This window comes from Streptomyces sp. NPDC013157, from assembly GCF_042899865.1.
Lineage (GTDB): Bacteria > Actinomycetota > Actinomycetes > Streptomycetales > Streptomycetaceae > Streptomyces.
The window spans coordinates 291,619-306,991 of sequence record NZ_JBIBAK010000002.1 but is presented as its reverse complement, the minus strand read 5'-3'; the positions used below and the strand labels follow the sequence as shown (position 1 = coordinate 306,991).

General features: G+C 71.7%; 13 protein-coding genes and 1 pseudogene. 10 read left to right on the top strand and 4 right to left on the bottom strand.

Going from position 1 to position 15,373, the window contains the following annotated elements:
• Positions 1-75 precede the first annotated feature (75 nt).
• The 7 genes and pseudogenes from ACFY6U_RS06895 to paaE all read left to right on the top strand — a co-directional run bounded on the left by ACFY6U_RS06895 (position 76) and on the right by paaE (position 5,331).
• Complete coding sequence (locus tag ACFY6U_RS06895) at positions 76-1,296, top strand: thiolase family protein (RefSeq protein WP_390035457.1); 1,221 nt, start codon at positions 76-78, stop codon at positions 1,294-1,296.
• A gap of 83 nt (positions 1,297-1,379) precedes the next feature.
• Positions 1,380-1,469 (top strand): annotated as a pseudogene (locus ACFY6U_RS06890) (3-hydroxybutyryl-CoA dehydrogenase); the annotation flags it as partial.
• 139 nt (positions 1,470-1,608) lie between these two features.
• The gene (gene paaA, locus ACFY6U_RS06885) at positions 1,609-2,580 is read left to right on the top strand and encodes a 1,2-phenylacetyl-CoA epoxidase subunit PaaA (RefSeq protein ID WP_390035456.1); all 972 of its coding nucleotides are present in this window, start codon (positions 1,609-1,611) and stop codon (positions 2,578-2,580) included.
• The gene (gene paaB, locus ACFY6U_RS06880; RefSeq protein WP_093507257.1) at positions 2,577-2,867 is read left to right on the top strand and encodes a 1,2-phenylacetyl-CoA epoxidase subunit PaaB; all 291 of its coding nucleotides are present in this window, start codon (positions 2,577-2,579) and stop codon (positions 2,865-2,867) included. The genes paaA and paaB overlap by 4 nt, the downstream gene beginning before the upstream one ends.
• A 9-nt stretch (positions 2,868-2,876) precedes the next feature.
• Positions 2,877-3,710, top strand: a complete 834-nt coding sequence (gene paaC, locus ACFY6U_RS06875) for a 1,2-phenylacetyl-CoA epoxidase subunit PaaC (protein ID WP_390035455.1) — start codon at positions 2,877-2,879, stop codon at positions 3,708-3,710.
• Complete coding sequence (gene paaD / locus ACFY6U_RS06870) at positions 3,704-4,219, top strand: 1,2-phenylacetyl-CoA epoxidase subunit PaaD (protein WP_390035454.1); 516 nt, start codon at positions 3,704-3,706, stop codon at positions 4,217-4,219. Before paaC ends, paaD begins: the two co-directional genes overlap by 7 nt.
• Positions 4,219-5,331, top strand: a complete 1,113-nt coding sequence (gene paaE, locus ACFY6U_RS06865) for a 1,2-phenylacetyl-CoA epoxidase subunit PaaE (RefSeq protein WP_390035453.1) — start codon at positions 4,219-4,221, stop codon at positions 5,329-5,331. The genes paaD and paaE overlap by 1 nt, the downstream gene beginning before the upstream one ends.
• Before the next feature lie 185 nt (positions 5,332-5,516).
• Here the strand turns inward: paaE and ACFY6U_RS06860 are convergent, their stop codons facing one another.
• Positions 5,517-6,341 (bottom strand): DUF1684 domain-containing protein, encoded by an 825-nt coding sequence (locus ACFY6U_RS06860; RefSeq protein WP_390035452.1) that lies wholly within the window; start codon positions 6,339-6,341, stop codon positions 5,517-5,519.
• A gap of 855 nt (positions 6,342-7,196) precedes the next feature.
• Between ACFY6U_RS06860 and ACFY6U_RS06855 the strand changes: the two genes are divergently transcribed.
• Positions 7,197-7,538 carry a hypothetical protein gene (locus tag ACFY6U_RS06855; RefSeq protein ID WP_351501939.1) on the top strand — a complete coding sequence of 114 codons (342 nt, stop codon included), beginning with the start codon at positions 7,197-7,199 and terminating at the stop codon, positions 7,536-7,538.
• A 3-nt stretch (positions 7,539-7,541) separates the two neighbouring features.
• Here ACFY6U_RS06855 and ACFY6U_RS06850 read toward each other — a convergent pair whose 3' ends face one another.
• Together ACFY6U_RS06850 and ACFY6U_RS06845 are read right to left on the bottom strand one after the other, a co-directional pair.
• Entirely contained in the window at positions 7,542-8,288 is a 747-nt protein-coding gene (locus ACFY6U_RS06850) for an SDR family oxidoreductase (RefSeq protein WP_390035451.1), read from the bottom strand.
• Positions 8,289-8,390: 102 nt separating this feature from the next.
• Positions 8,391-9,287 (bottom strand): RNA polymerase sigma-70 factor, encoded by an 897-nt coding sequence (locus ACFY6U_RS06845; RefSeq protein WP_390035450.1) that lies wholly within the window; start codon positions 9,285-9,287, stop codon positions 8,391-8,393.
• 309 nt (positions 9,288-9,596) lie between these two features.
• On the opposite strand from ACFY6U_RS06845, the gene ACFY6U_RS06840 reads away from it, so the two are divergent.
• Both ACFY6U_RS06840 and ACFY6U_RS06835 read left to right on the top strand, forming a co-directional pair.
• Complete coding sequence (locus ACFY6U_RS06840) at positions 9,597-11,210, top strand: purple acid phosphatase family protein (protein ID WP_390035449.1); 1,614 nt, start codon at positions 9,597-9,599, stop codon at positions 11,208-11,210.
• Positions 11,211-11,592: 382 nt separating this feature from the next.
• Complete coding sequence (locus ACFY6U_RS06835; RefSeq protein ID WP_390035448.1) at positions 11,593-13,503, top strand: FHA domain-containing protein; 1,911 nt, start codon at positions 11,593-11,595, stop codon at positions 13,501-13,503.
• 62 nt (positions 13,504-13,565) lie between these two features.
• Here the strand turns inward: ACFY6U_RS06835 and ACFY6U_RS06830 are convergent, their stop codons facing one another.
• The gene (locus tag ACFY6U_RS06830) at positions 13,566-14,993 is read right to left on the bottom strand and encodes an alkaline phosphatase family protein (RefSeq protein WP_390035447.1); all 1,428 of its coding nucleotides are present in this window, start codon (positions 14,991-14,993) and stop codon (positions 13,566-13,568) included.
• Positions 14,994-15,373 lie beyond the last annotated feature (380 nt).

The window sequence follows — 15,373 nt, the reverse complement described above, 5'->3', positions numbered from 1 at the left end:
CCTCTTCGCCACCGGCCGCCGCGCCGTCCCGCGGCCGCGGCGCCCCGTGCACCCCGAAGCCGAGGAGACCGCCCGATGCCCGACGTCTACCTGATCGACGGGGCCCGCACCCCGCAGGGCCGCTACGGCGGCGCCCTGGCCTCCGTTCGCCCCGACGACCTCGCCGCCCTCGTCGTCGGCGAGGCCGTCCGGCGCTCCGGCGCCCCCGGCGAGGCGGTGGACGAGGTCGTCCTGGGAGCCGCCAACCAGGCGGGCGAGGACAACCGGGACGTGGCCCGGATGGCGGTGCTGCTCGCCGGGCTGCCGCACACCGTGCCCGGCTACACCGTCAACCGCCTCTGCGCCTCGGGCCTCACTGCCGTGGCCTCGGCCGCCCAGACGATCCGCGCCGGCGAGGCGGACCTCGTGGTCGCCGGGGGAGTGGAGTCCATGACCCGGGCGCCCTGGGTGACGGAGAAGCCGGGCACCCCGTGGGCCAAGCCGGGGCAGGTGCACGACACCGCCCTGGGCTGGCGGTTCACCAACCCGCGCTTCACCGCCGCCGACCGGGAAGTGCCCGCGGACGCCGGACCCGAGGCGGTCAGGGTCACGCTGTCCATGGGCGAGACCGCGGAGGAGGTCGCCGCGCTCGACGGCATCACCCGCGCCGACTCCGACGCCTTCGCGCTGCGCAGCCACCAGCGGGCGGTGGCCGCCCAGGAGGCGGGCCGCTTCGACCGCGAGATCGTGCCGGTACCGGTGCGCGACGGCGAGGTCACCCGGGACGAGGGCCCCCGCCCCTCGACCACCCTGGAGAAGCTGGGCTCCCTGCGCACCGTCTTCCGCGCGGACGGCATCGTCACGGCGGGCTCCTCCTCACCGCTGTCCGACGGCGCGGCCGCCCTGGTGGTCGCCGGCGCCGAGGCGGTCGAGCGGTACGGCCTCACCCCGCGGGCCCGGATCGTCGCCTCGGCCTCCGCCGGTGTGCAGCCCAACCTCATGGGCCTCGGCCCGGTCCCCGCCACCGAGAAGGCCCTGGCCCGGGCCGGCTGGCAGACCGGCGACCTGGACGCCGTGGAACTCAACGAGGCGTTCGCCGCCCAGGCACTGGCGGTGATCCGCCGCCTCAAGCTCGACGGGGACAAGGTCAACGCCGACGGCGGCGCCATCGCCCTCGGCCATCCGCTCGGCTGCTCCGGCGCCCGCATCCTGCTCACCCTGCTCGGTCGCCTCGAGCGCGAGAACGGCCGCCGCGGCCTGGCCACGCTGTGCGTAGGAGTTGGCCAGGGCGTCGCACTCCTTGTGGAGCGGGTGTGATCACTTCACCGCCTTCACTGTCGAAGGCCGAACGAACCGGGCGAGTGGCCGGCGGCCCGTGCTGCCGGGCTTGACCCCAACTTCTCGACGTGCGGCTCGCCGTCGCCGAGTACCTGCACGCGACCCTCGGCGAACTCGGACACAGGACGGGACAGGGCTTCTGCACGCGGTGACCGCGGCGGGCCGCGGTGCCTGTCCTCGGCACCCGGCACCCGCGCTGCTGACTGCGCCGATCGGCCCAGACCCTTGCCAGACCGGGTAGGGCGCACCTTATGATGAACCGAACGAATGGTCGGTTGGGAGTTGGTGGAGATGACGGAAGCGGCCGGAAGGGGCGCCGAGCACGATCTGGAGTCCCATTTCGAGACGACGATCTCGCGGGACCAGCGGATCGAGCCGCGCGACTGGATGCCGGAGGGCTACCGCAGGACGTTGATCCGGCAGATCGCCCAGCACGCGCACTCGGAGATCATCGGGATGCAGCCGGAGGGCGAGTGGATCACCAGGGCGCCCTCGCTGCGCCGCAAGGCCATCCTGTTCGCCAAGGTCCAGGACGAGGCCGGCCACGGCCTGTACCTGTACTCGGCCGCCGAGACCCTGGGCATCGACCGCGCGGACCTCACCGAGCGTCTCCTCGAAGGCCGCCAGAAGTACTCTTCGATCTTCAACTACCCGACGCTCAGCTACGCGGACGTCGGCGTCATCGGCTGGTTCGTGGACGGCGCGGCCATCTGCAACCAGGTGCCGCTGTGCCGCAGCTCCTACGGCCCCTACGCGCGCGCGATGGTGCGGATCTGCAAGGAGGAGTCCTTCCACCAGCGGCAGGGCTACGAACTGCTGATGACCATGATGCGCGGCACCGACGCCCAGCGGGAGATGGTGCAGGACGCCGTGGACCGCTGGTGGTGGCCGTCCCTGATGATGTTCGGCCCGCCCGACGACGACTCGCCCAACTCCGCCCAGTCGATGGCCTGGAAGATCAAGCGGCACAGCAACGACGAACTGCGGCGCCGCTTCGTCGACATGACCGTCCCGCAGGCGGCCAGGCTCGGCGTGACCCTGCCCGACCCCGAGCTGCGCTGGAACGAGGAGCGCGGCCACCACGACTTCGGCACCCCCGACTTCTCCGAGCTGAAGGAAGTCATCAGCGGCAACGGCCCGTGCAACGCGCAGCGCATGGAGCGCCGGCGGACCGCCCACGAGGAAGGTGCCTGGGTGCGTGCGGCCGCCAGTGCCCACGCCGCCAAGCAGGCCGCCCGAGCCCGCGAGGAGGCAGTGGCATGAGCGACACCGGGAACTGGCCCCTGTACGAGATCTTCATCCGGGGCAAGCGCGGCCTCAACCACGTCCACGTCGGCTCGCTGCACGCCGCAGACGACCAGATGGCCCTCACCCACGCCCGCGACCTGTACACCCGCCGCAACGAGGGCGTCAGCATCTGGGCCGTGCGCTCCGAGCACATCGCCGCCTCCACCCGGGACGAGAAGGACCCCTTCTTCGACCCGAGCGCCGACAAGGTCTACCGCCACCCGACCTTCTACGACATCCCCGACGATGTCCCGCACATCTAGGAGCCGGTGATGAGCGACGACGACCACGTCTACCTGAGCCTGGCCGAGGGCCACGACGACAGTGACGCCCGCTGGGCCTTCGGCACCGGCTTCGAGGACCCGCTGTACGGCGTCGACACCGCCGTACCCGAGGGCGTCGACGCGGCCGCACTGGCCGACCTGTGCCTGGCGCTCGGCGACGACGCGCTGGTCCTGGCCCAGCGGCTCGCCGAATGGGTCACCCGCGCTCCCGAGCTGGAGGAGGAGGTGGCACTGGCCAACATCGGGCTCGACCTGCTGGGCCAGGCCCGCCTGCTCTACTCCCGCACCGGCCAGACCGACGGCACCGGCCGCGCGGAGGACGCCTACGCGTACTTCCGCGACGCCGCCGACTTCCGCAACGTGACCCTCACCGAACTCCCCAACGGCGACTTCGCCTTCTCCGTCCTGCGGCTCCTGGTGTTCGCCAGCTGGCGACTCGCCCACTTCACCGAACTGGCCTCCGCGCCCGACCCGGTGCTCGCGGCGATCGCGGCCAAGGGCGTGAAGGAGCTCACCTACCACCGGCAGTACGCCGCCGAGTGGGTCGTACGCCTGGGCGACGGCACCGAGGAGTCGCACGCGCGGATGCTGACGGCCCTCGAGGCGCAGGCCCCGTACTGGGAGGAGCTGTTCGCCGCCCACGACGTGCGCGACGCGGTGCTGGCCGATCTCCACCAGGTCCTCGACGCGGCCGGACTCCCCACGCCGAGCGTCCCGCCGCTGCCCGGCCAGGGCCGCGACGGCGCGCACACCGGCCATCTCGCCCCGCTCCTCGCCGAGTTGCAGAGCGTGGCCCGCGCCCACCCGGAGGCGACATGGTGACCGTCCTGGCCGACGCCCGGCGGGCCCGGCACATCGCCGAACAGGTGCCCGACCCGGAGCTTCCCATGCTCACCCTCGCCGACCTCGGCGTGCTGCGGGACGTCACCGTCGAGCCGGACGGCACGGTGGTGGCCGACCTCACCCCGACCTACTCGGGCTGCCCCGCCATGGCCGAGATGCGGGCCGGCGTCGCCGCCCGCCTCCGGGACGCCGGCTTCGGCCGTGTGGAGATCCGCACGGTCCTCGACCCGCCGTGGACCAGTGACTGGATCACCCCCGAAGGGCGCCGCAAACTCGCCGACCACGGCATCGCACCGCCCACCACCGCGCCCCGGCGCCCCGCGGGTCCCGTCCCGCTGGACCTGTCGCCGACCCGGCGCACGGTTCCGTGTCCCCGCTGCGGATCGGTCGCCACCGAGGAGACCTCCCGGTTCGCGGCCACCTCCTGCAAGGCGCTGTGGCGCTGCCTCAGCTGCAGGGAGCCGTTCGAGTACGTCAAGGAGATCTGATGGCAGAGCTGACGGCACCGACCGCCGGTGCCCCCGCGACGACAGCACGCCGGCGCCGCCCTGCCTTCCACCCCCTGCGCGTCGCCGCGGTCCAGCCCCTGTGCGAGGACGCCGTCGCGGTCACCTTCGACATCCCCGCGGACCTCACCGAGGAGTTCGCCTTCGGCCCCGGCCAGTCGCTCACCCTCCGCCGCGAGGTCGCCGGGCGCGACGAGCGGCGCTCCTACTCGATCTGCTCGCCGGCCGGCACCGCGCCCCGCATCGGCGTCCGCGAGGTGCCCGGCGGACTCTTCTCCTCCTGGCTGGTCCACGAGGTGCGTCCGGGCGACACCGTCGAGGTGATGGCCCCCACCGGAGCCTTCACCCCCGACCTCACGGTCCCCGGCCACCACGTGCTCGTCGCGGCCGGCTCGGGCATCACTCCCATGATGTCCATCGCCGAGTCGGTCCTCGCCGCCGACGACCTCTCCACGGTGACGCTGTTCTACGGCAACCGCCGCACCGACACCGTGATGTTCGCCGACGAACTCGCCGACCTGAAGGACGAGTACCGCACCCGCTTCCACCTCGCCCACGTCCTCTCCCGCGAACCCCGCGAAGCCGAACTCCTCTCCGGCCGCCTCGACGGCGACCGCCTCGGCGCGCTCGTCGCGGGCCTGGTCGACATCGAGGGCGCCGACCACTGGTGGCTGTGCGGCCCGCACGGCCTGGTCCTCGACGCGCAGAAGGTCCTCGCCGGACTGGGCGTCCCGGCGGGCCGGATCCACCAGGAGCTCTTCTTCGCCGACGAGCCGATCGAGCCCGTCCGCCACGAGGACGCGGTGGCGACCGGCCCGGCCAGCGAGGTCACCGTCACCCTGGACGGCCGCTCCACCACCGCCCGCCTCCCGCGCGAGCGCACCATCCTCGACTCCGCCGCCCGCATCCGCCCGGACCTCCCCTTCGCCTGCAAGGGAGGCGTCTGCGGGACCTGCCGCGCCCGCATCACGGACGGCGAGGCCGACATGCGCCGCAACTACGCCCTGGAACCCGCCGAGGTGGCCGCCGGCTACGTCCTGACCTGCCAGTCCTACCCGGTCTCCGAGTCGTTGACGGTCGACTACGACAGCTGACGGCCCCGGGCCTCCTCCCTCGCGACCTGCGGCAGGTCCGCCGGCAGGAGCCGTTCCCGGTTGCGCGCGACGTGGCGCCGCGGAGGGCCCGGCGCTCGCCGTCCGTCGACGTGCTCCCGGGGAACGCGCGGCCATGCGTACACGGTCGTCCCGTGGGTCATGCGCGCATGACCCTGCCGCCCGGGTCAGGAACCGCCGCGCTCGCGCGGGATCTTCTGCCCGGCCTCGACCGCCACCGGCAGCCGGTTCTCGGCCGGCGGCAGCGGGCAGGTGGCCAGGTCCGTGTAGGCGCACGGCAGGTTCGCGGCACGGTTGAAGTCCAGGACCACCGTGCCGTCGGCGGCGGGCGGGCCGACGGCCAGGGACCGGTTGGCGGCGTAGGTGGTGACCCCGGAGGTCGCGTCGGTGAACAGCACCATCAGCCCGCCCGGACCGTGCCCGGGGAACGCGGTCAGGGACAGGTGCCGCCCCGCCAGCTCGAACTCGATCCGGCCCGGGGCGTCGTAGACGTGCTCGAGGCCCTCCACCGCGGCGCCCACCGTGGTCGGCCGCGGCTCGTCGAAGGGGACGTACCGGCCTGCCACGGCCCAGCGCGGGTCGGGGGCGTAGGCGGGGGTTCCGGTGAAGGCGGTGCGCAGCGGCGCGTCCGGGTGCCGGGGACGCACGATGTCGTTCCCGCCGCGCTTGGCGATCTCGATGACCGCGTCGCCCCAGACCGCTTCGACACCGCTGCGCTCGGCAAGCACGCCGAAGCGGTGCTCGCCCCGCACCGGCGTCCCGTCGACGACCAGTTCCTCGCCGTCGTCCAGGGCGACGACGACCCCGTCCGGGCCGGTGCGCCAGGCACCCGGGGCGTCGGGGAAGCGCTGCGGTCGGTCGTCGAGCCAGTGCAGACCGGTGATGGCCAGGAACCCGTGCGGGGCGGAGATCCGGGCCTCCTGCGCGCGGTGCCAGTCCTGCCAGCTCTCGATGAAGACCTGGAGATCCGTCGTGGTGGCCTCAGTCGTCATGCGTCCTCTTTCGTCGGGCGAGGCTCTGCAACAGCCGTACCAGTCAGAACGGGGGCGAACGAACTCGCATTCCGGTCCATGTGTGACAGCTTCTTGTCAGTCATGTGTCACGGTCGCCCATGACGCCGGCCCCCAGGAGCTGCCGCCGGGGTGCGCCGTGGCGCGAAAGGTCAACGGCAGGTTGACGGACGATCCTCGTGAGGCTGCCGCACCCGGTGCTCTCCTCAGTGGCCTCCGCCCATAGGTCCACCGGGGTCCCCCCACTTCGAGAGCAAGTACCGGATCGGGCAGGCCCCGCAGCGGGAGAGCGACGGCCGGACGATCGTCGCCCGACATACCTCTACGCCAACATGCTCGGGGATGCCGAGAATCTGCGGGCCGATCGAATGGTCCCGCCGTATGCCGTCGACCGCCCGCTGCGGCAGGTGGCCCGCCAGGGCCTCGCGGCCGTGGTCGCCGCAGCAGTCGACGACCGAGGCGGGCACCCGAAGCGGCGGGTCGATGGAAGCCGTCCCGCGGCGGCAGGCGGGCGGCACCGGAGCGCCGGTCGGTGGGTCGGCGACGGGCGAGCTCGCCGCGGCCTTCGGGATTCCGCCAGCTGACGTAGTGCGCAGAACACGCCGTATCCCCACGGTGCCGACACCCTTGCGACCGCGAGCGGAAGTTGTCACGCTGGACGTCAGCACCGCTTGCTCCTGCTCTCACCACGGCGTTCGCGAGACCGCCGGCCCCGACCAGTCCCGGCTCGATACGTTCGTGCGCGCAGCTCTCCCTCCCGGCGCTGATGCGCGTACACCGCGCCCGAGCACCACGGCGACCGGCCGGTCAGCCGCCGCCTCACCTGTGGAGCACACCATGGACACGAGCGAGGAGGCCGCCCGCGGCCTGACCGACATCCAGGACTTCCTGTACCAGCAGGCCCATCTGCGAGCGGCGCGCCGACGCGTCTCGGCCTTCGTCGCACGGGAGCCGGGGCTGACCCAGGAGCAGAAGTCGGACATCGAGCGCTGGTATCTGCAGGAACAGGCCTACGTGGCCCACATGGTGACGGAGCACATCGCCGCCAGCGTCAGCGCGGTGGAACAGCGGCACCACGCCCGCTTCGGACGGTGGCTGCGCGGCACACTGACCGCGATGCTCCTGGTCACCGCGGCGATGGCTCTGTGCGTCACCGTGGTGCTGGTCGGCGCGTCGTAGGCGCTACTTCTGTCCGGCGAGCCAGTCGGCGAACCTGACCTCGCCGAGGTCCGCGTCCGGGCCCGGCAGGAGCGTGTCCTGCTGGAGCTCGGCGCCCCAGTACGTCGCCCGCGGGTCCGTGACGATCTTGCGGGGGTCGTCCTGGGCGGCGAGACCCATCCGGATGAACTCCTCCAGTTCGAAGCTCTCCGGGCCGCCGGTCTCCAGCACGCCGTTCACCGGGGCGCCCACCGCGGCGCGGCCCACGGCCGCGGCCACGTCGTCGGAGACCATCGGCTGGATCCGGCCCGCGGGCAGCCGCACGGTGTCACCCTCGGTGACCCCGTCGGCGAGCCCCTTCGCGAACTCGAAGAACTGGGTCGCGTGGACGATGGAGTAGGGGATGCCGGACGTCTTGATCAGTTCCTCCTGGGCCTGCTTGGCCCGGAAGTACCCGCTGCCCTGGAGCCGGTCGGTGCCCACCACGGACAGCGCCACATGGTGCCGCACGCCGGCCTCGGCCTCCGCCCTCAGGAGGTTGGCGGTGGAGGCGCGGAAGAAGTCCATGACGGCCTGGTCCTCGAACGAAGGGGAGTTGGACACGTCGACCACGACCGACGCGCCCTCCAAGGCCTCGGCCAGGCCCTCGCCGGTAAGGGTGTCGACGCCGGTGCTCGGCGCGGCGGCGACCGCCTCGTGGCCCTGCTCGCCGAGCCCGCGGACCAGCTTCGAGCCGATGAGTCCGGTGCCACCGATCACTACGACCTTCATGACGGAATTCCTCTCGGGATCTCTCCGGTGCTTCCGTCAGAAGAGACCGGACAGCCCTCTCACGTGTGACACGCGGTCCGGGAAACCGGGGGAACGGGTGCCTCACCCGTCCAGCGACGCCACGTAGGGAGCCAGCTTGGCGGGGTTCATCACCCACAGGAGGCGTTCGATGCCGCGCTCGGACACGTCGGCGGTCAGCAGGGCCACCGCGGTCCCCGAGGCGGAGACCAGGACGGCCGGCCTGCCGTTGGCCTCGACCCAGCGCACCTGGGCCTGCGGCCAGAAGCGCGGGGCGAAGGCGACGAGGTACCGGGAGACGTGCGGCAGCCCGGACACCGGGATCCGCGACGCCCCGCGCACGCCGCCCCCGTCGGCGTAGCTGACCACGTCCTCGGTGAGGATCTCCTCCAGCACCGACAGATCACCGTTCTGCGCGGCGGCGAGGAACACCTCGAGGAAGCGCCGGTGCTCGGCGGAGCCGACCGGCTCCCTGCGCTCCGCCGCCATCCGCTTGCGGGCCCGGCTCACCAGCTGCCGGGCATTGGCCTCGCTGGTCTCCACGATGTCCGCGATCCGCCGGTACGTGTAGTCGAACGCCTCCCGCAGCACGTACGCGGCCCGCTCCACCGGATTCAGCTTCTCCAGCAGGAAGAGCACCGCCATCTCCAGCGCCTCCGCGCGCTCGGCGCCCAGCTGCGGATCGAGGCTCGTGTTCACGGGCTCGGGCAGCCAGGGCCCGACGTACGACTCCCGGCGCACCCGGGCCGACTGGGTGAAGTTGATCGCCAGCCGGGTGGTCACCGTGGCCAGGAAGGCGGTCGGCTCGTGGACACCGGAACGGTCGGTGCTCTGCCACCGCAGCCACGCCTCCTGGAGGATGTCCTCGGCCTCCACGGCGCTGCCGGTCACGCGGTAGGCGATACCGAAGAGCTGCGGACGCGCCGCGACGAAATCCTTCGTCGCCCGGTCGAGGGAGTCGGCGTGGTCACCGGCGCGCATCCATGTCCTCCAGGGTCGGACCAGCATGCTACAAGCCGGTCCGGCTTCGGCCGGTGCAGGGCCGGCCGGGTGTCGCCGGCCCTGGAAGGCTCCGGAAGGCCCTGGCCTTCACAGGGCCTCGGAGGCCCTCGAAGGCCCTCGAAGGTCAAGGACAGGGCGGCAGCCGGTAAAGGCGCGGGCAGGTACCGGTGATGTCGGACTGATGCCTGACATGTGATGGCCAGGTGGTCATGTGGTGTTCATGTGGCAGCAGTTGGGCTGGGCAAGGGTGCGGTCGTTGTCTGCTCAGCTGCTCGTCGGGAGGGCGTCATGACCACACACACAGAGTCGACAGAGGACAGATCGGCGGAGGGCCAGGAAGGGCTCAGCCGTCGTCACGCGCTGGGCCTGCTGGGGACCGCCGGGGCGGGCGCGGCCGCCACCGGTCTGCTGGGAGCGGGTACGGCTCAGGCCGCCCCGCTCGCCGCCCCGGCCTTCCACCTCACCGCGGACTCCTCCGGCGCGCCCCCCGTCCAGGGCCTGCACCTGACCTTCGGGGCGGACCCCCGCACCCAGATGACGGTGTCGTGGATCACGGACCGTCCGGTGACCAAGCCCGTCGTGCGCTACGGCACCCTGGAGCACGGCTTCGGCTCCAGCAAGAAGGCCCAGACCGTCACCTACGTCGACGGCACCTCGAACCGCACCGTCTACGTCCACCACGCCCTGCTGAAGGGGCTCACCCCGGACACGGACTACCTCTACCTCGCCACGCACGAGGGGGCGACCCCCGACAGCGGCACGTTCCGCACGGCCCCCCAGGGACGCCGGCCGGTCACCTTCACCAGCTTCGGCGACCAGTCCGCCCCGCAGGTCACCTGGGCGGCCGACGGATCCGTCGGCCTGGACGCCAACTCCACGCCCGCGACGAAGGACATCGTCACCGGCATCGAGCAGGTCGCCCCGCTGTTCCACCTCCTCAACGGAGACCTCTGCTACGCCAACCTGGACGTCGACCGGGTGCGCACCTGGAACAACTTCTTCACCAACAACACCCGTTCGGCGCGTTTCCGGCCCTGGATGCCGGCGGCCGGCAACCACGAGATCGAGAAGGCCAACGGACCGCTCGGCCTCGGCGCCTACCAGGCGTACTTCTCGCTGCCCTCCACCGAGACCGACGCCGAACTCGCCGGCCTGTGGTACGCGTTCACGGCCGGTTCGGTGCGGGTCATCGTGCTGCAGAACGACGACAACTGCCTGCAGGACGGCGGCGACATCTACATCAGCGGCTACTCCGGCGGCCGCCAGCTCGCCTTCCTGGAGAAGGAACTGAAAGCGGCGCGTTCCTCGAAGGACGTCGACTGGGTGGTCGTGGCCATGCACCAGGTCATGGTCAGCTCCTCGGACGCCAACGGCGCCGACCTCGGCCTGCGCGAGAAGTACGGCCCGCTGTTCGACCGGTACGGCGTCGACCTGGTGCTCTGCGGTCACGAGCACAACTACGAGCGCTCGCTGGCCGTGCGCGGCGTGGTGAACGGGAGTGAGACGCTGACGCCCAACCCGGTCTCCCAGGCCACCGACGACATCGACGCCGACCTGGGCACCGTGCACATGATCCTCGGCGGCGGCGGTGTCTCGGGCACCACGAACCAGAAGTTCTTCAACGACGGCACCGGCAAGGTGATCACCGCCGTGTCGTCGACCGCCGGGTCCAACGGCAAGCGCACCTCCACCTACGTGAAGGAGCAGGCGGTCTGGGTGGGCGTCCGGGACGTCGAACACCCCTACGGCTTCGCCGCCTTCACCGTCGACCCCGGCCGGCACCCCGGTGACACCACCCGGATGCACGTCACGTACTACAACGTGAACAAGCCGAACGGCGACCTGTCGGTCTTCGAGACCTTCAGCCTGCACCGCAAGCGCTCGGACGGCCACGCCGGCTGATCGGCGACCAGCGGAAACGCGGGCCGGGCGGCAACCGCCCGGCCCGCGCCGCGTTCCGGTTCGGTCGGGACGGAGGATTCCGCCGCCGGCGTGGCCGAAAACCCCGAACTCCCGTCGCCCCGGCACGAGATCGCGGCGCGGCGCCCACTGGAAATACTTGGCTGAGCACAGATAAGCTCCCGGATGGGGGCGAATGGGTGAAGAAGGCCGGACGCCGCCGCCGGAACCGTGGCGCCGTCACATCCGATCGATCCCACGGTCCGGCAACATGTCAAGCGTGTCGCTGTTCCGCCGGTTGACTGCCGCCCGGCGTGGACGTGCGTGGCAGTGTCCGGTGGTGCCGCAGTGATGTCGAGGTCAATCACTCCTGGAAGGAAGTGCCGTGGCACCGGTGCTGGTCGGACTCGAAGGTCTGCTGGCGGGGGAGCGCATCCCGGTCCTGGACACCCGCGTCACCTTTGGGCGCAACTCGGAGAACACCGTCGTCATCTCCAGCCTCAGCGTCTCCCGCTTCCACGCGGAGATCGTCTTCGACGAGGACAAGGGTTACGTACTGCGCGACCTGGAGAGCAGCAACGGCACGCTGGTCAACGGGGAGGAGGTGGAGTCGCGGCTGCTGCAGCCCGGTGACGAGATCACCCTGGGCGACCAGGAGTTCCGCTTCGAGGTGGCGGACGCCATGGAGACGCTGATGGCGCTCTCCCTGCCCCGCTCCGTCACGCACGCCGGGCAGCAGAGCGAACAGGGTCCCGTGCTCAAGGTCACCGTCGCCGGCGGCGGCCCTGTCGGGCTGTCCCTGGCCCTGCTCCTCGAGCATTTCCTCGGGCCCCAGGTGAAGATCACCGTCTACGAGGGCAGGTGGCGCAAGCAGGGCCGTACCGTCGTCTGGAAGGGACAGGACGAGGGCAACGTACGGCGCCAGCAGGTGGTCACCGTGCAGAGCCGCCAGTACCTCGCCTGGCCCGAGGAGGTACAGGCGCGCCTCTTCGACCCGGAGCACTACACGGAGATGTGGCCCTCCGGCCCGGACTCGGTCGGCGACCACAGCCCGCGCAACATGCGCATCGCCTACATCGAGGACCGGCTGCTGGAGCTGGCCAACGAGAAGCGGGACCGGATACGCCTCATACCCGCCCGGTTCGACGCGGCGCAGGAGCAGGAGGCGCTCGCCTCCCAGCACGTGCTCGCGATCTGCGACGGCGGCCGGTCGCGCACCCGGGACCACTTCGCCGCCCGGTTCGGCAAGGCCGACGAGTCGATCTACTCCCTCGACGGCCGCCACCTCCAGGACGTCGTCCTCGGCCTGCGCGTGAAGTCCGGCCTGACCGACCCCATGGCGGTCCTGCTGACGGTCGCCCAGAACCGCTTCCTGCTCAACTCGCTGCGCGGCGAGGGCTTCCTCAACATGCGGCTGACCGACGCCGAGGCGGCCGAGGTGATCGGCCTGGACCCGGTCCGGCGCGTCTTCGAGGAGTGCATCGCCTCCCGGCCGTGCCTGATGGACCGCGACCAGTACGGCGACTTCCAGTGCTCGACCCACGGCACGCTGTTCCTGCCCGCCCTGGTCAAGGGCTCGGCCCTGTGGCGGCGGGTGCAGGAGGGGCTGCTGCTGTACGGCGTCGAGGCCGACGACCTGTCGGCGGTCACCAGCTTCCGCCTGGACATGGTGCAACGCCCTCGTTTCTCGGCCGAGTTGCTGCCCCCCACCACCACCTCGCCGGGTACGTACGGCTTCCTCCTGGGCGATGCCGCCAACGCGATCCACTTCTGGCCGGGCCGCGGCCTCAACAGCGGCCTCGCCTCGGCCATCTCACTGGCTCGTTCCCTCAACGGGGCGTGGAACGGCAGGTCGTTCCGGGACGCGGACTTCCTCCGCCACGAGGCGGCGATGTCGATGCTGCAGTACCGGCACAAGAGCCGGGCCTGGAAGGCGATGGTCACCACCGACGACCGGGGCGTCACCTGGGCGATCAAGGACATCATCGGTCACGGCATCGACGGGATCCCCGAGGAGCCCGACCGCGAGGCCGACACCAAGACGCTGCTGGAGCGCATGCAGGCCATCCGCGACCGGCTGGCGCCCCGCCTGCCCGGAATGCCGGACGACGAGGCGATCCTGGAACGCCTGCGCACCCTGCAGCCCGCCACCCTGCGGATGCTCGTCCTCAGCGGTGCCTGGGACACGCTGACGATGGGCGGCGAGGAGGTCGACATCGACATCTTCTACGGCCAGGACTCGTCCGCGGCCGCCGCGGCCGTGGAGGCACTGGAACCGGCCGCCCAGGCCCAGTAGGCACCTCCGGCATCCCGCCCGCCGGACTGCCCGCCGGCGGGCGGTGCCGGCCTCCGCCCTTGTCAGGTGTGCGGGCGGTGGCCCTTCTCCTGACGGGGGTAGGTCTGGTCGTTCTGCGGGAGCGTCGGCCTGGGGAGGGTGGCGACCTCCTCCTGCGCCTTCGCCAGCTGCTCGGCGGTGTTGTGGGGGAGCCGCGGCGGGCGCGGGCGGGCGTCGCGGAAGCGGAAGGCCGTGGTGAGGTCGCCGAAGGTCCGCCGGCGCCAGTCGCTGACGTTGGGTTCCTCGACGCCGGTGAAGCGTTCGAGGAACTGGAGGGCGGAGGTGTGGTCGAAAGCCTCGGAGGCGACCCAGCCGCCGACGGTCCACGGGGAGACGATGATCGCGGGGACGCGGAAGCCACCGCCGATCGGCAGGCCCCCGACGAACTCGTCCCGCGTGCCGGCCGGCGGGGTCGGCGGCGCCACGTGGTCGAACAGGCCGTCGTTCTCGTCGTAGTTGAGGATGAAGACGGTCTTCCGCCACACCTTCGGGTTCGACGCGATGGCCTCGATCTTCGACGCCACGTAGTCGGCGCCCGCGGCCGGCAGGTGGTCCGGGTGCTCCGACTGGTAGCTGGTCGGGCAGATCCACGACACGGACGGGAGCCGGTCGCCCCGTGCGTCGTCCTCGAACGTGCCGTGCGCCTGCGGCCGTACCCCCCGCTCGTACAGGTCGGAGCCGGGCCGCGCGTTCCTGAACGACGCGAACTGCTCCAGCAGGTTCGTGCCGTAGTCGTCCTCCTCCTGGTACACCTTCCAGCTGATCCCTGCGGCCTGGAGGCGCTCGGCGTACGTCGTCCAGCGGTACGGCGTGGGCGCGGTGTTGCTGATGACCGGGCCGCCCAGCGTGCCGCCCGGGTCGATCGAGCCGGTCATCCACATCAGCCGGTTGGGCCAGGTCGGGCCGAACACCGAGCAGAAGTAGTTGTCGCAGATGGTGAAGGTCTCCGCGAGGGCGAACTGGAAGGGGATGTCCTCGCGGGTGTAGTAGCCCATCACGTAGGGGCCGTTGACGCCGTCGGCCTTGCGGTGGGCGGGCAGCCACTGGTCCATCTTGCCGTTGTTCCAGGCCTGGTGCTGCACGGACCAGGCATGGCTGGTGGAGGGGATGGCCTGGGCGCTCGACCTGTGCGTGTCGAGGTGGAAGGGCAGCAGGTAGCCCTTGGGGTTGACGGCGTCGGGCTGGTAGAAGACGGACCGCCCGTCGGCCAGCTTCAGCGCGTGCGGGTCGGCGAAGCCGCGGACGCCGGAGAGAGTGCCGAAGTAGTGGTCGAAGGACCGGTTCTCCTGCATCAGCATCACGACATGCTCGATGTCGTGCAGGGAGCCGGTCCTCGGCGGCCCGGCGGCGACGGCCTTCTGGACGCTGGGCGGCAGGAGGGAGAGGGCCGCGGCGCCGCCGATCGCGCCGGCGGCGGAGCCCAGGAGTCTGCGACGGGTCAGTTCGGCCATGGCTGCTCCTTTCGCGGGCCCTCCGGCAGGAAGGCCTTTGCGGGAGTGACGGCAGGCCGGCCACGAGGACGGGCCGTCGTTCACTGTGGGCCCCGGGCGGTGCGGTGCGTCAGGTGCGGCTGGTGAACTCCGGGCCAACGCCCGGAAGGAATTTACCGAGTCGTGACGTCCAAAATCCGCTGGACGCACGGGTGTTGCCGAACGTTGAAGAACGATGGCTGCTTCAGGGACCAACGGCCTCCGGACGGCGCGCAGCGCAGTGCGGATACGGCCGGTGACGGCGGACCCCTTGACGGGCGCTCAGTACTCCCGGTTCGCTGCCGCGCATCTCCCCGCGGGTCCGGCGCGGCGTCGGCTGCCCCGCGCCGGTCGTCGGCCAC

What these genes read in the sequence shown, in the direction of transcription:
- ACFY6U_RS06860 (WP_390035452.1), bottom strand. Translation starts at nt 6,341, where the DNA reads ATGACGACTGAGGCCACCACGACGGATCTCCAGGTCTTCATCGAGAGC.
- ACFY6U_RS06855 (WP_351501939.1), top strand. Translation starts at nt 7,197, where the DNA reads ATGGACACGAGCGAGGAGGCCGCCCGCGGCCTGACCGACATCCAGGAC.
- paaA (WP_390035456.1), top strand. Translation starts at nt 1,609, where the DNA reads ATGACGGAAGCGGCCGGAAGGGGCGCCGAGCACGATCTGGAGTCCCAT.
- ACFY6U_RS06845 (WP_390035450.1), bottom strand. Translation starts at nt 9,287, where the DNA reads ATGCGCGCCGGTGACCACGCCGACTCCCTCGACCGGGCGACGAAGGAT.
- ACFY6U_RS06830 (WP_390035447.1), bottom strand. Translation starts at nt 14,993, where the DNA reads ATGGCCGAACTGACCCGTCGCAGACTCCTGGGCTCCGCCGCCGGCGCG.
- ACFY6U_RS06895 (WP_390035457.1), top strand. Translation starts at nt 76, where the DNA reads ATGCCCGACGTCTACCTGATCGACGGGGCCCGCACCCCGCAGGGCCGC.
- paaC (WP_390035455.1), top strand. Translation starts at nt 2,877, where the DNA reads ATGAGCGACGACGACCACGTCTACCTGAGCCTGGCCGAGGGCCACGAC.
- ACFY6U_RS06840 (WP_390035449.1), top strand. Translation starts at nt 9,597, where the DNA reads ATGACCACACACACAGAGTCGACAGAGGACAGATCGGCGGAGGGCCAG.
- paaD (WP_390035454.1), top strand. Translation starts at nt 3,704, where the DNA reads ATGGTGACCGTCCTGGCCGACGCCCGGCGGGCCCGGCACATCGCCGAA.
- ACFY6U_RS06850 (WP_390035451.1), bottom strand. Translation starts at nt 8,288, where the DNA reads ATGAAGGTCGTAGTGATCGGTGGCACCGGACTCATCGGCTCGAAGCTG.
- paaE (WP_390035453.1), top strand. Translation starts at nt 4,219, where the DNA reads ATGGCAGAGCTGACGGCACCGACCGCCGGTGCCCCCGCGACGACAGCA.
- paaB (WP_093507257.1), top strand. Translation starts at nt 2,577, where the DNA reads ATGAGCGACACCGGGAACTGGCCCCTGTACGAGATCTTCATCCGGGGC.